A 14,346-nucleotide genomic window follows, 5' to 3' on the forward strand; every position below is an offset into this window, starting at 1 on the left:
CTCGCTGCCCGAAATCTTTACCGGCGCACTGGTGGCCATGGGTGTCTGTTGGGGCACGGTGGTCGCTGCCGAACTTGTGGCAGCGCAGAAAGAGGCTGGCATGATGATTATCGCCGCGTCCAAATTTCAGCTGACCGATATCGTTATCCTCGGCATCGTGCTGATCGGCATTATTGGCTACGGCATCGATATTCTGATGCGCAAAGCCGAAAATTTCCTGGTGCCGTGGAAGGGACGCAGCTGATCCCATCCGCACATTTTGACTGTCCTGCCTATTTGGACTGTCCTGCAATGGCCCCTGATTTCAGGGGCCATTTCTCCTTGTGCAAAGACAGCCAACGGCCTGCGATGCCCGATAACTGCGCCTTAAGAGGTTCAAGGCTATGGTTCGAGCCAAAGCAGCTGATTTCGCAGATTATAAAGACAGGAAATTTCACAAAGTGGCAGAGGTGGAGGGGCAATCTAACAGATTGAACGAAGCCGCACAAAATGTGGCGTTTGGCTTGCAGCGTGGCGCGTTAGAGCCTCTGTGGCTCGCCTGTGTGGCCATCTGCATTGATCTTCCCGTCTTGATGCTGGCATTTTGGTTCGCGCTGTATGGCGCCAGCCCGGCTGAACAGTTAACCCCAGTGATTGCTGCCGGATGGGCCGCCTGGGGGCTCTCAGCGTCGTAACGATTATGGCGGTGACCGGCGGCTACAGCAGTACAATCATGGCCAACCGAACCACCTTTATCACCCGCACAGCTCTGTCTGTGATCGCCCCACTGCTTGCCTTTCTGGCGCTGGCTCCGATTGCCAATTACAGCGCCACCCTTTTGTCAGCGGTGATCAGTCTGGTCGTGGCGATTTTCCCTACACGCTATGGAGCGCAGATCATCGTCAGATGGATCGTCGAAACCGGATTGATCGCGCCGGGCGGTGATTGCCGGGGGCGGACAAGAGGCAGACCGCCTCATCCGCAGCCTTGGCGCGCGACAGGTCAATGATATCCGCCTCTATGGCATTTTTGATGACCGCGAAGACGCGCGCTCCCCCAAACAGATTTTGGGATGCCCAAAAATCGGCGGATACGACGACCTTGTCGCCTTTGTCCGGGCGTCTGAAATTGATCTGGTCATTATTGCCCTGCCCTGCGCGGCCGAAAAGCGTATCAAATGGCTGTTGGACGAGTTTCGCATCCTGCCTGTTGAGGTCAGACTGTCGAGTTATAGCCATGACTATGCCTTTGCCCGCCCCGGCCAGGTCGCCTTTCTTGAGGGGCTGAAACGAAGTTTTTCACCCAAATGCCGCCTGATCAAACGTCTTTTTGACGTCTTCTTTGCGCTTGCAGCCCTGGCCTTGTTATGGCCGGTTTTGCTGATCGCGGCAGTCGCGATCCGGCTCGAAAGCTCTGGGCCGATATTGTTTCGCCAACTCCGTCATGGCTACAATAACCGGACGATCGAGATCCTCAAATTTCGCTCAATGTATGCGGAGATGGCCGATCCCATGGCGCGGCAGGTGGTGACAAGTGGCGATCCCCGGGTGACCCGGGTTGGTCGCTTTTTGCGACGCAGCTCGATTGATGAGTTACCGCAACTTTTCAATGTTTTACGAGGGGATCTCTCCCTGGTTGGTCCCCGGCCACATGCGGTTGAAGCCATGTCCAGTCAGCAGGAACGCTTTACCAAAATCGTTGACGGCTACTCTGCCCGCCATCGCCTGCCGCCAGGGATTACCGGATGGGCCCAGATCAACGGCTGGCGGGGCGGGATAGATGACCCGCAAAAGCTCACGGCGCGGTTTGAACACGATCTGTTCTACATCGAGAACTGGTCGTTCTGGCTCGACTTGAAAATCCTGTTCCGCACCCCGCTGAGCCTGTTGTCCAGCAAAGGCGCCTATTGAGCGCTCTGCCATCGCCATCCCCCGGCCAATGCGCTATCAGCGAGGCAGAACAGGATGGTTTCAGGGGCTGAAGAGCGGCCTTTCATGGGAAAGCAGACTTGGGTAAGATCGCTTGCAGCAGGCAAGACAGACAAGAATGAAGGCCGCATGACACAAAAATCTGTCGAGCTACGGGTCGATTTCGTCACCGGCGCAGTTGCGCACCGCCTGAAGTTTGGCGGCGGACGCGGGCAGGATATCGCCAAGGCGATGGGGCTGCGCGCCGGCAAGACTCCCTCGATTGTGGATGCAACTGCGGGCCTGGGGCGCGACTCGTTTCTGTTGGCGTCCTTGGGGGCGCAGGTCACATTGATCGAGCGCTCAGCGACAATGCATGCCCTGCTGGCGGACGGCATGGAACGCGCGATGCTCGAAGGCGGCCAGTTTCGCGACATCATCAACCGTATGACCCTGCTCAAGGGGGATGCAAAAGATCTGATCCCAGAGCTGGCCGCCGAGGCCATTCTGATCGACCCCATGCATCCGCCGCGCAACAAATCCGCCCTGGTAAAGCGAGAGCTGCGCCAGGTTCGCGACATTGTGGGCACCGATGAGGACGCCGCGGATCTGGTCAAAGTTGCCCTCAAACACGCCCGTAATCGCGTGGTGTTGAAATGGCCGGCCAAGGCCGACGCCATCGCGGGGCTGCAAAAATGTAGCCACCAAATCAACGGCAAGACGACACGTTATGACGGCTTTATGGTAGGATAAACTCTGCCTGTTATGGCTCTGTACTTACACCAGCCATAGCCTCACCCTGCCAGCTCGCCAGTTCCGCAGCCTGAAGACCGTATTGCTCAAAAGGCGGAATAGTGGTTTGTCTATACACGGCCAGGGTAAAAACGGGGACTGGAAAAGTGGACAATGACGACGCCAAGATCGAGGGCCGCCTGCATGGCGAGCAATTAGAGCCTGAACATCCCGATACGATGTTCCAGCGTTTGATCTATATGCTGCTGATTGCAGTCATGATATCGGTGGCGCAAACGGTGCTCTGGGTGGCGACGCTTGTTCAGTTTGTCGTCATGATGGTCAACAACAGGCAGGCAAACCCACGCCTGGCCGATTTTGGCACCGATCTGGGAATTTGGATCGCCAAGGCCGCCCGGTTCCAGACCGCTGCCAGCAACGTAAAGCCCTGGCCCTGGACCGATCTGGACTGATCTGGACTGATCTTGCATGGGCACGGGACGAAGAGCGACCTTTTGGCGCCCTGCCCGTCTGAGATCTCCTTTGATACAGCTTGCCCTGCCTAGGATGCGCCCCGCAAAGACGTAGACCGGTAATCGCCCGCATCAAACGCACCAAGAAACAAATATGTTTCCCTTTTGTTCTGGCTGGTTATATTAGCCCTGACAACCAGTTTCAGGGGGGTAGCAATGTCCGATCAGCAGCAAAAATATCAGCGCCTCAAATCCCTGCATGCGCAGGATCAGGCCTTTGTCATTCCCAATGCATGGGACGCAGGATCGGCGCGTTTGCTGGAGAGCCTGGGCTTTGAAGCCCTTGCCACCACCAGCGCAGGCTACGCGTTTTCCAAAGGCAAGCGTGACTCCATTGCGGGCCTCAGCCGTGATGAGTTGCTTGCGAATGCGGCCGAAATTGTTGCGGCAACGGATCTGCCTGTCTCTGCTGACCTCGAAGATGGCTTTGGCGTGACACCCGAAATCTGTGCGCAAACCATTCGTATGGCATCAACGCTCGGACTGGTTGGCGGATCAATTGAAGACGCCACAGGTGACGCTGCCTCTCCGATTTATGATATAGAGCAATCGGTTGAACGCATTCAGGCGGCTGCAGAGGCAGCAGCGGGCCTGCCGTTCATTCTGACGGCACGGGCCGAGAACTACCTTTGGGGCAAGCCCGATTTGAACGATACAATCAAACGGCTGCAGGCATTTTCAGAGGCCGGAGCAGACGTTCTCTATGCGCCAGGCCTTCCCGACATCGCGGCAATCAGGACCGTCTGCGCCGCCGTCGACAAACCGGTCAACGTGCTTATGGGGCTGCAGGGCAACACCTATTCAGTGGAGCAGCTGTCAGAGGCAGGCGCGCGCCGTATCAGCGTTGGAGGCTCCTTTGCACGGGCGGCAATTGGCGCTTTGATGCGGGCGGCCGAAGAGGTCAGAACCTGCGGCACATTCACCTATGCTGCAGACGCAATCCCGGATTCTGTTGTCAGCAAATTGATGCTGCAGACCAGCGCTATCTCGCGCCGCTGACGCCACGACCAAAGCGGGGACGTGCTTTGCCCGCCAGGCCTTTGGCCCAGAGCAGGGGTCGGTCAAAGTTATACATATCCAATGCGCAAGTTGAACACATATGGCTTGAAAGCCTTGCCAATCACATAGATTGAGATTGCACCTGAAAGACCCATTTCAGGCCGTTGCACGCCCTTGTAAGGCACCTATTCCTTCCAAAATCCCACCGAGGAAACCTCCATGACGGACTCTACAGAAAACACTGAGAAGGTTCACTATATCTGCCAGACATACGTCGAAAAGGCAGGCCCCGGCGCAGGGATGCTCAGTCTGAAAATAGACAAGCAGCTTCAGTACACCTCAGAGCAACAGGCACAAGAACGCGCCGAACGGGAATTTCGCTCAGACGGCTGCGCAGGCGCGGATGCCTATATGGTCGTCGAGGACCAGAGTTCGGGTGAAGTCGGAGCACCAACCTTCCTGGTGCGGCTTGGGAATGTTCCTGAATTTGATGACTTCTAGCACAAAGCGCCTGTCAGAATTGTGGACTGCGCCCAGATTATCAGTGGGTCGCGCAGATCCCGCATAGCGGGTACTTCCATGTGCCAGCCTTGCTGAAATAGATCACGGCCTGTGGCAAAAGAGGCTCCTACCCCCTCCTAAAGGCAGTGGTAACGCTGCCTGACTGGGCACTTTGTTGCCCAGAGCAGCTGGAAAAACTGGTTAAGAGTCGCGAAGCTGTCGCCAGATTTCACATACTTTTCTTGCTAAAAATGAGGCATACGGAGAGATTTGAAGCCATATAATATGCAAACTTGTCAGAATCGTATAGGTCAGGGTTAATAAACTTGCCCACCCTATAGGCACGCACCGCCCAAAAGGCGGTTTAAAAAAACCTTTGGGAGGAAACCATGGAATTTTTAAGGAACACGGCACTCGGCCTGACCCTTGGCGTAGCCAGCGCATCCTTTGCGGTATCTGAAAGCCACGCAACGGAACTGACAATCGCGATTGTTAACAACGGTCACATGATCAACATGCAGAAAGTTGCCGAAGCCTACACGGCCGATACCGGGGTCAGCCTGAATTGGGTTTCCCTGGAAGAAGGTGTTCTGCGTGAGCAAGTCACATCTGACACCGCAACCGGTGGCGGCCAGTACGACGTTATCAACATCGGCATGCAAGAAGCCCCAATCTGGGGGGCCGCAGGCTGGATCGAGCCTTTGAACTTTGGTGCTGAGTACGATGTTGACGACATGCTGCCCGCCATGCGCAACGGGCTGTCGCATGATGGCACGCTTTATGCGGCACCTTTCTACGGTGAATCCTCCATGGTGATGTACCGCAAAGACCTGGCCGACGCGGCTGGCGTCACGGTTGGCGACAACGATTCATGGGACAACATCAAGACGGCTGCGGCGGCAATGCATAACCCGGATGCCGGCGTTTATGGTGCCTGCCTGCGCGGCAAGCCCGGCTGGGGCGACAACATGGCCTTTGTCACCACGGTTGTGAACTCCTTTGGCGGCGCCTGGTTCGACAAAGACATGCACCCCACGCTTGACAGCGACGAATGGAAAGCGGCGATCAACTTTTATGTCGACCTGCTCGGCACATATGGCCCTCCCGGCTCTGAGGGGAATTCCTTCAACGAAATCCTTGCCCTCTACAACGAAGGCAAATGCGGCATGTGGATTGACGCCACAATCGCGGCATCCTTCCTCGAAGTAGATGGCGTTGCCTACGCGCAGTCGCCAAATGCCGGCAATCCAGTTGGGGCAAACTGGCTCTGGGCCTGGGCCATGGCTGTGCCAACCGGATCACCAAATTCCGAAGCCGCCCATGCCTTTATCGAATGGGCAACCTCCAAAGCCTACATTCAGGCCGTTGCAAACCACCCTGATTTTGGCTGGGGATCCGTGCCAACAGGCACGCGTGCCTCCACCTATGCCTACCCAGAGTTCCAGGCTGTTGCTGGTTTTGCCGCCGCAGAGATGGCCGCCATTGGATCTGCCGCACCTGAAGCCACAGACCTCAAGCCCTATGTTGGGGTGCAGTTCGCGTCGATCCCAGAGTTTCCGGAAGTCGGCTCTGCTGTTGCCCAGGAAATTGCAGCCGCACTTTCTGGTGCAAAATCCGTAGACGAAGCCCTGGCGGCATCGCAAGCGGCGGCTGACGCCATCATGTCCGAAGCTGGCTACTACTAAGCCTCGGCGCATCACACTGGCCTATCAAACTGGCCCGGCAGACAGCTACCGGGCCAGCCTCCTCTCTCCTCACCTCCCCCTTTGTTGCAACGGAAAGGCACCCAATGGCCAACAGATCACTTCCGCGCTTGCTGCAAACCCCAGCCGTTGTGCTGCTGCTGCTCTGGATGCTTGTCCCGCTCAGCATGACGCTTTATTTTTCTTTTATTCGCTACGTTCTTAATAGCTTAAGCCGCCCTGAGTGGACAAAACCAAGCCTGAGCAACTGGCGTGGCCTGGGCAACTACGAATATGTTTTGTTCAAGGCCAAGGACTTTTGGTTTGCCATCGAAAACAGCCTCTTCATCGTTGGCAGCATTCTTGTTCTGACCGTCACGCTGGGCCTCGCCCTTGCCATGCTGGTGAACCGCAGCTTTCCGGGCCGTGGCATTGTGCGGGTGCTGCTGATCTCGCCGTTTTTTGTCATGCCTGCGGTCAACGCCGTGTTGTGGATCAATATGATCCTTGATCCGGTGCTGGGGCTGAATGGCATTGCAGTTGCCGGTCTGAATGGCATCATCGACGGGCTGCGCGACTTTCCCGTGTTGGGCAGTTTCTTCTCGCTCTGGCCAGAGTTTGAACCCATCTCATTCCGCGCCACGCAATCCTCTGCCTATGCCGTCATCATCATGGTGACCTGGCAATGGACGCCCTTTGCCGTGCTGATCTTTATGACCTCGCTGCAGTCCGAGGACGAGAGCCAAAAAGAGGCGGCTATTCTGGACGGCGCCAACGCTTGGTCGCGGTTTCGCAATCTGACCCTGCCCCACCTCGGACGTCCCATCGCGATCGTCGTGATGATCCAGTCGATTTTTCATCTCTCGCTTTACGCAGAGATCGAAATTGTCAGTCGCGGCAATGGCAACAAGAACCTGCCCTATCTGATTGGCGAATTCAGCACCAACAACATTGGCGCCGCAAGCGCGACCGGCATTCTCGCAGTCATCCTTGCCAACATCGTAGCGATCTTTCTGCTGCGCATGGTTGGCAAAAGCCTGATGGATTAGGAGACATATAATGGCTCTCTCAGCACAAACCTCCACTTTCTCCAGGATCTTCTGGCCGCTGCTGGCCTGGGGTATCGCACTGATCTTTTTCTTTCCCATTTTCTGGATGGTTTTCACCAGTTTCAAAACGGATGCCGATGCGGTCAAGCCCGAGCACCTGTTCGCGTTCAAACCGACCCTGGAAAACTACCTGAACATGACCGAGAACTACGACTATTGGCGCTTTGCTGCCAACTCGGTCATCACCTCGGTCTTTGCCACTGTGTTTGCCCTGATCGTCGGTGTCCCCGCCGCCTATGCAATGGCCTTTAATCCCAGCCGCCACACCAAGGACATTCTGGTCTGGATGCTGTCGACCAAGATGTTGCCTGCAGCTGCGGTGCTCTATCCGATGACATTCCTGACCAAGAATTTCCTCGGTATTTTCGACACGCATTTCCTGGTGATCTTTGTGCTCTGCCTCATCAATCTGCCGATCGTGATCTGGATGCTGTTCACCTATTTTAAAGAGATCCCGAAAGAGATCATTGAGGCCGGAAAAATGGACGGCGTCAGCACCTGGGGTGAAATCAAGGCTATTCTTATCCCGCTGGCATGGGGCGGCGTTGCCTCTACCGCACTGCTGACATTCATCTTTTGCTTGAACGAAGCCTATTGGACCGTGCGCCTGACAACCACCGAAGCGGCCACGTTGTCCAAATTGATCGAAGGCAACCGTGCCCCCGAGGGTCTGTTCTTTGGCCGCCTTTCGGCTGTGTCCACCGCAGCCGTTGGCCCCATCATCGTTTTGGGCTGGTTCTGCCAGAAACAACTGGTGCAGGGCCTTACCTTTGGAGCGGTCAAGTGAGCTTGCCTGCCTTTCGTGTCCACACCACAGACGCCGCAAATATGTTGAGATAGGTCATGTCAATCATTCAGCCCGAAATCGAAATTGTTGACCGGAACCGGCATTCTCTGCGGTATCTTGAGCACGGCTGGCCGACCGAATTGTGTCGCTGGCACAGTCATGCGGAATATGAGCTGCACCTGATTGTTGCCACCCGTGGCAAAGCATTTGTGGGCGACTACATTGGGGATTTCTCGCCGGGGACGCTGTTTTTGACAGGGCCAAACCTGCCGCATAACTGGATCACGGACGACGTCTGGAAAACCCCGGTCGACACCCGTGATATGCTGGTGCAGTTCAGCCAGTCCAGCGTCGACAGCCTGGCAGCCGCCTTTACCGAGTTCCGCGAGCTGCGCCAGATGCTCATGACCGCGCAGTCCGGTATTGAATTTCTCAACTTCAACCCAACCTTTGCGCGCGGCCATATGGAAGCAATCCGTGACAGCAAAGGCCCGGAACGCATTCTGGCCTTCATCCGGTTTCTGGTCCGGCTGAATGAACATGCCGAGCGCAAACTACTGTCTGTGGTCAATCACCTGCAGCCTGAAGGCAGTGGCAAGCAAGCCAAAGTAGGACAGGTGATTGACCACATCGTGCAGAACTTTAGCGAGGATATTTCCATTGATGCCGCAGCAAATATGGCGGGCATGACACAGGCCACCCTCCCGCAATTTTCAGGCCACCACGGGGCATCGGTTTGTGGAATTTGTGAACCGTGTCCGCATCGGGCAGGCCTGTGGCATGCTCTATGCGACCGATGATCAGGTGACGGTAATCTGCTACCAGGTCGGGTTTCAGAATCTGGCCAATTTCAACCGCCAGTTCCTCAAAATGAAGGGCATGACGCCGACCGCCTACCGGGAAATGGCTCAGCGGGATCTGACACCTGCACCGGAGGCTTCCTCATGAACACTGTAAACATGCCGCGGATTGCGGCATCGACATATGAGCAGGCTGACTGCGCAATCGGAGTTGTGCACCTGGGCTATGGCGCCTTTCACCGCGCACATCAGGCCGTCTATATCGACAGCTATATGGATCAGTCGGGGGATTTGAACTGGGGCATTGCTGCGGTCAATCTGCGCGCAGCAGAATCCGCAACATTCGCCGAACACCAGGCCGACGACAAAGGCTACCTGCTGAAATCCGTGGCTCCAAACGGAGAGGTTGCGCTTGCGCGGGTGCGCAGCCATGTCGCCTTTGCTGACTGGTCAGCAGAGCGCACCGCAGCCGAGGGCTTTCTGTCCCTCCCTTCGGTTAAGCTGGTCACGATCACAGTGACCGAAAGCGGCTACTATACCGATCCCGACGGCGCGCTGGATCTGGCTGACCCTGTCATTTCGGCTGAGATTGCAGGCAAAATTGCGGGCAGCCAGGGCACAAGTGTCTACGCCTATTTGGCCTCTGCACTACAGGGGCGCAAAGAGGCAATTGACGCGCCGGTAACGATCTGTTGTTGCGACAATATTCGCAGCAATGGCAAGATGTTACAGCGAAATTTCCTGGCATATCTCGCCGCCCGTGGGCTGGATGATCTGCGCAACTGGGTTGCCGAAAACGCAGCTTTCCCTTGCTCTATGGTCGACCGGATCACCCCGCGCGCGACCCAAGAGCTCGCGCAAGATCTGTCGCAACTGACCCAAGAGCCCGTGCAGCATCCGGTGATGGCGGAGGCCTTTGTGCAATGGGTGCTGGAAGATCGATTTGCCTCTGACATGCCCGACCTGGCCTCTGTGGGCGTCACCGTGACCCCGCATGTTGACCCCTTTGAGGAAACAAAAATCAGAGTGCTGAATGGCGGCCATACCTGCCTGACCTATCTGGCAGCCTTGCACGGCATTGAAACCTTTGATCAGGCGATGTCGGTGCCGGATCTGTTTGATCATTTCTGGGCCTATGAAACCACAGAGGTGCTGCCTGCGCTGACGCTTGATCTGCCGTTTTCAAAAGAGGCCTATCTCGACAGTATTGCGGCGCGGTTCAAAAACCCGGCGATTGCCGACACCGTGGCCCGGATCTGCGCCGATGGGGTTGCAAAGTTTCCGATTTTCATCCGTCCGACGCTTGAAGGATGTTTGCGCCAAGGCACCCTGCCCCGGCATGGTATCCGAAGCATCGCCAGCTGGTATGTCTTTGCCCAACACGTGCGCGCCGGAAAGATTGCCTTTGACTATGCAGAGCCAAGCTGGCCGCTCCTCGTATCCATATTACACACCGACACGTTCATTCACTCGAAACAGTTATGGGGCGACCTGCCGGCGCACTATCCCGAATTTGCAGATGCACTGCGTGCTGCGATCAAAGAAATGGAACAATCATGGCCAATTTGACCATCCGCAATCTGCGCAAATCCTACGGCAACATCGATGTGATGCACGGGGTTGATCTTGATATCGAAGACGGCGAATTTGCGGTCTTCGTTGGCCCCTCTGGCTGTGGCAAATCTACCTTGCTGCGGATGATCGCCGGGCTGGAAGAGATCACCTCCGGCTCTGTCGCGATTGACGGGCAAGAGGTGAACGAGATCGCCCCCGCCAAACGTGGCGTCGCCATGGTGTTTCAGTCCTATGCTTTGTATCCGCACATGAGCGTCTACAACAACATGGCCTTTGGGCTGAAGCAGATCAAAACGCCCAAAGGATGAGATCGATCAAAGGGTGAAAGCTGCCGCAGAGGTGCTGCAGATCACCGACTATCTCGACCGCAGCCCGCGCAATCTGTCCGGTGGCCAGCGCCAGCGCGTGGCGATTGGGCGCGCGATTGTCCGCGACCCCAAGGTGTTCTTGTTTGATGAGCCCCTGTCGAACCTGGACGCCGCCCTGCGGGTGCAGACCCGCATCGAGATTTCCAAACTCCATGAGCGGCTTGGCTCGACCATGATCTATGTGACCCATGATCAGGTCGAGGCGATGACCCTGGCCGACAAGATCGTTGTGCTGCGCGATGGTCGCCTTGAGCAGGGGGGCTCGCCCACGGATCTCTATGACCATCCAAGCAACATGTTTGTTGCCGGGTTTATCGGCAGCCCCAAGATGAACTTTTTCACAGCCGACGACCTGCGCCCCGGCCAGGTTCTGGCTGCAGATGAGACCATGGGCATCAGGCCCGAACATCTTTTGCCCTGTGACGCAGACAAAGCCACCCTCACCGGCACGATAGAGCTGCTGGAGAACCTGGGAGAATATGTCCTGGCCCATCTGGTGCAGCAAAGTGGCACGTCTTTTGTCGCCAAGATTGAGCGATCAGACGTGCTGAAACCCGGTCAGGAGCTGTCGTTTTACGCGCTGGAGAAAAATGTTCACCGCTTTGACAGCGCCACTGAGCAGCGGATTTAGGAGCGCGAAAATCACAATGATCCTCTGTTGCGGCGAAGCCCTGATCGACATGATCCCCTCGACCTCACGGACTGGCGAGGCCTGTTTCATCCCAAAATCCGGCGGCGCTGTGTTTAACACGGCCATTGCCTTGGGGCGCCTTGGCTCTGATGTCGGGCTGTATACAGGCGTGTCGGACGATCTGTTCGGCAAACTGTTGCAGGCTGAATTGCACGCAAGCCGCGTCAAAACCGACCATCTCGTCTCGCGCAAGGCCCCCAGTACATTGGCATTTGTCGAGCTGACGGAAGGCCAGGCGACATATACGTTTTATGCCGAAAACTCTGCCGACACATCGCTCACCGCTGCGGATATTCCACAGAATCTAGAGCAGGTCAGGGCGATGTTTTTTGGCGGCATCAGCCTGTGCACAGAGCCTACGGCCTCGACCCTTCACAGTTTGATGCGCAGCCGGTCGGGCGACTGTCTGACAATGATCGATCCAAACATCCGCCCGGCTTTTATCACCGACGAGGCAGGCTACCGCGCCCGTTTGCATGACATGATCGCTCATAGCGACATCCTGAAACTCTCTGATGAAGACCTGGACTGGCTGGCTCCCAACCAGCCGGACACCGCAGAGCAATTAGAGCAGCTGATCGGGGAGCGCGACACATTGGTGTTTGTCACCAAAGGCGCGCAGGGCGGCATGGCATATCGTGGCGCCAAATGCATCGCGCGGGCGCCGGCGTCGGCGGTTTTGGTGGCCGACACAATCGGTGCAGGCGATACCTTCAACGCAGGCATTTTGCATCTGTTGCATGCGCGCGGCGCCCTGAACAAGGATTTCACGTCTAACCCTGACAGCAAGACAGTCGAAGAGGCTCTGAAGTTCGCAATCAAAGTGTCTGGCGTCACGGTCTCACGATCTGGCGCGAACCCACCCTGGGCACATGAAATCTAGCCGGTCCAGTTTTTAACGAGTTGCAGTGTTAATAGTTTTTAACGTGTTCAAGTGTTTATAGCTTTGCTCGACTGCAGTGCCAAAGCAGCGCCTCCTTTTGCAAGACAGGACGCAGAAGCCATTGCCCCAGCCCCAGCCCCAGCCCCAGAGTTGGCTCTCTGGGGCTGGGGCAATGTAAAATCAAAACTTCGCGTCAGGCCAGCCCTCTTGTCAGGCCAGTCCTGTTGTCAGGCAAGTCCTGTTGTCAGGCCAGTCCTGCTATCAGGCCAGTCCTCGTACCGGACGGTCGTTCTCAATATTGAACCTCATGCCATCCAGCAACTCCTCAAGGTCGGGGCGCGCTGCGGGGCCGTTTGAGATATCAACCAGCATCAATGTGCCGTCGGGGCGCAGTCCAAAGGCCCCCGGCTCGGCAAACAGATCCGAGGTTTCCGCCTCAGACAGGGGCTCGGAGACATAAAGCCCCAGCGCGCGCATCTGCGGCACCGTCAGCCCATAGCAAAGATCAAAATCCCAGTTGAATTCTGTCTTGTCCGCCACAGCCTTTACCTTGCTGTCGCAAGAGACAACCACCACGTCCATCACTGCCTGCCACTGGGACAAAACCGCGTTCAGCTTATTCAGGAAACGCTTGCACCTGGGGCAGTGACGACCACGGTAGACAAAAACCATGGTCCAGCGGTCTTTGGCCTGCCCAATGGTGCATGTCTCGCCATTGACCGTTTGGAATTCCATTTTCCCGATAGGTTCACCAACCCTTGGTCTGTGCATAGTCATCTTTCGCCCTGCCATGTTCGTTGCGGTTAAACGAGGTCCAGCCCCGCACACAGGGCACCTAGATGCCCAGCGCAAGTTGTTGAAAACATAAGGTCCAGACTAGCTGGCAAACCCTGCAATCGGCTGCTTGCCCCTTGGTTTCATCTGTCGGCCTTCTCAGGGTTGGATCTGCGCCCATAGGGCTGCGGTGGTTAGGCAGAGCAGTCTGTTTATGAGAACAGCATACCGCCGTTGATATCCACGTTGGCACCCGTCACAAATGCGGCATCATCCGAGGCCAGAAAGACCGCCAGTTTGGCCACGTCCTGCGATGTCCCCTCGCGTTTGAGCGGGGTCACATTGGCCACATGGGTGCGGACTTCGGGTTTGGTAAAGATGTTGTGGAAATCAGTATCGATCATGCCGGGGCACAGCGCGTTCACCCGGATTTTTGGCCCCAGCTCCTTTGCCAGACCACGTGTCAGTGTCATCAAAGCGCCTTTTGAGGCGGCATAGGCCGTCGCACCTGGCCCACCGCCATCGCGGCCCGCCTGCGACGCGAAGCCAACAATCGAGGCGCCCTCAGACATATGCGGCAGACACGCGCGCACCGCCGGCATAAAGGAGGTCAGGTTGATATCCATCACCGCCTGCCAGTGATCCAGGGTCGTCTCTGCCATCGGCACCCGCGCCAGAATGCCTCCCGTTACGTGGATCAGACTGTCGACCTTGCCGTAAGTCTCGACGGTCTTTACCACCAGGGCTCTGACATCTGCTTCCTTGGTCATGTCCCCCTTCAGCGCGACGGCCTGCCCGCCCATGGCCGTAATTTCGGCAACGGCGCTTTCGGCCCCTTCCGCGCTTGCGTAGTAATTGATCACAACATTTGCACCACGACGGGCCAGCTCCATGACGCAGGCCCGCCCGATGTCACGCCCACCGCCGGTCACAATCGCAGTTTTACCCTGTAGATCCATTTTTTTTCCCTGCATTCTTTCCGGGCAAGCGGTGCAACAGCACCCGGTGGCCCATTCAAAATTGACA

15 protein-coding genes and 2 pseudogenes are annotated in these 14,346 nt (G+C 56.6%); 15 read left to right on the plus strand and 2 right to left on the minus strand.

Annotated features, from left to right (window positions below):
• From B4968_RS05415 to B4968_RS05475, 15 genes and pseudogenes are all read left to right on the plus strand, one after another.
• Positions 1 to 244 (plus strand): annotated as a pseudogene (locus B4968_RS05415) (ABC transporter permease); the annotation flags it as partial.
• A gap of 139 nt (positions 245 to 383) precedes the next feature.
• On the plus strand, positions 384 to 674 hold the full coding sequence (locus tag B4968_RS24095) for a hypothetical protein (protein ID WP_241525586.1): 291 nt from the start codon (positions 384 to 386) through the stop codon (positions 672 to 674).
• Positions 675 to 920: 246 nt separating this feature from the next.
• Positions 921 to 1,889, plus strand: a complete 969-nt coding sequence (locus B4968_RS05420; protein WP_241525587.1) for an exopolysaccharide biosynthesis polyprenyl glycosylphosphotransferase — start codon at positions 921 to 923, stop codon at positions 1,887 to 1,889.
• Positions 1,890 to 2,036: 147 nt separating this feature from the next.
• Positions 2,037 to 2,639: a class I SAM-dependent methyltransferase gene (locus B4968_RS05425; protein WP_083097422.1), complete on the plus strand. Its 603-nt coding sequence runs from the start codon at positions 2,037 to 2,039 to the stop codon at positions 2,637 to 2,639.
• Positions 2,640 to 2,785: 146 nt separating this feature from the next.
• Positions 2,786 to 3,091 (plus strand): DUF4389 domain-containing protein, encoded by a 306-nt coding sequence (locus B4968_RS05430; RefSeq protein ID WP_083097268.1) that lies wholly within the window; start codon positions 2,786 to 2,788, stop codon positions 3,089 to 3,091.
• A gap of 216 nt (positions 3,092 to 3,307) precedes the next feature.
• Entirely contained in the window at positions 3,308 to 4,150 is an 843-nt protein-coding gene (locus B4968_RS05435; RefSeq protein WP_083097271.1) for an isocitrate lyase/PEP mutase family protein, read from the plus strand.
• A gap of 219 nt (positions 4,151 to 4,369) precedes the next feature.
• The gene (locus B4968_RS05440) at positions 4,370 to 4,651 is read left to right on the plus strand and encodes a hypothetical protein (protein WP_083097273.1); all 282 of its coding nucleotides are present in this window, start codon (positions 4,370 to 4,372) and stop codon (positions 4,649 to 4,651) included.
• A 389-nt stretch (positions 4,652 to 5,040) separates the two neighbouring features.
• Complete coding sequence (locus B4968_RS05445; RefSeq protein ID WP_083097275.1) at positions 5,041 to 6,336, plus strand: ABC transporter substrate-binding protein; 1,296 nt, start codon at positions 5,041 to 5,043, stop codon at positions 6,334 to 6,336.
• A 104-nt stretch (positions 6,337 to 6,440) separates the two neighbouring features.
• Positions 6,441 to 7,382 (plus strand): carbohydrate ABC transporter permease, encoded by a 942-nt coding sequence (locus tag B4968_RS05450; RefSeq protein WP_083097277.1) that lies wholly within the window; start codon positions 6,441 to 6,443, stop codon positions 7,380 to 7,382.
• A 10-nt stretch (positions 7,383 to 7,392) separates the two neighbouring features.
• Entirely contained in the window at positions 7,393 to 8,229 is an 837-nt protein-coding gene (locus B4968_RS05455; RefSeq protein ID WP_083097279.1) for a carbohydrate ABC transporter permease, read from the plus strand.
• A gap of 56 nt (positions 8,230 to 8,285) precedes the next feature.
• A complete protein-coding gene (locus B4968_RS05460; RefSeq protein WP_241525588.1) occupies positions 8,286 to 9,029 on the plus strand; it encodes a cupin domain-containing protein in 744 nt (247 codons plus the stop codon).
• The gene (locus B4968_RS24100; RefSeq protein WP_241525589.1) at positions 8,977 to 9,177 is read left to right on the plus strand and encodes a helix-turn-helix domain-containing protein; all 201 of its coding nucleotides are present in this window, start codon (positions 8,977 to 8,979) and stop codon (positions 9,175 to 9,177) included. Before B4968_RS05460 ends, B4968_RS24100 begins: the two co-directional genes overlap by 53 nt.
• Entirely contained in the window at positions 9,174 to 10,598 is a 1,425-nt protein-coding gene (locus B4968_RS05465) for a mannitol dehydrogenase family protein (RefSeq protein ID WP_083097288.1), read from the plus strand. The genes B4968_RS24100 and B4968_RS05465 overlap by 4 nt, the downstream gene beginning before the upstream one ends.
• Positions 10,586 to 11,603 (plus strand): annotated as a pseudogene (locus B4968_RS05470) (ABC transporter ATP-binding protein). Before B4968_RS05465 ends, B4968_RS05470 begins: the two are co-directional and overlap by 13 nt.
• Positions 11,604 to 11,619: 16 nt before the next feature.
• Positions 11,620 to 12,546: a carbohydrate kinase family protein gene (locus B4968_RS05475; protein WP_083097293.1), complete on the plus strand. Its 927-nt coding sequence runs from the start codon at positions 11,620 to 11,622 to the stop codon at positions 12,544 to 12,546.
• A gap of 261 nt (positions 12,547 to 12,807) precedes the next feature.
• Here the strand turns inward: B4968_RS05475 and B4968_RS05480 are convergent, their stop codons facing one another.
• Positions 12,808 to 13,338, minus strand: coding sequence for a redoxin domain-containing protein (locus B4968_RS05480; protein ID WP_338153214.1), 531 nt, complete (start codon positions 13,336 to 13,338; stop codon positions 12,808 to 12,810).
• Positions 13,339 to 13,532: 194 nt separating this feature from the next.
• Positions 13,533 to 14,279 (minus strand): SDR family NAD(P)-dependent oxidoreductase, encoded by a 747-nt coding sequence (locus B4968_RS05485; RefSeq protein WP_083097424.1) that lies wholly within the window; start codon positions 14,277 to 14,279, stop codon positions 13,533 to 13,535.
• Positions 14,280 to 14,346: the final 67 nt, after the last annotated feature.

The organism is Pseudophaeobacter leonis (assembly GCF_002087335.1).
Taxonomy (GTDB): domain Bacteria; phylum Pseudomonadota; class Alphaproteobacteria; order Rhodobacterales; family Rhodobacteraceae; genus Pseudophaeobacter; species Pseudophaeobacter leonis.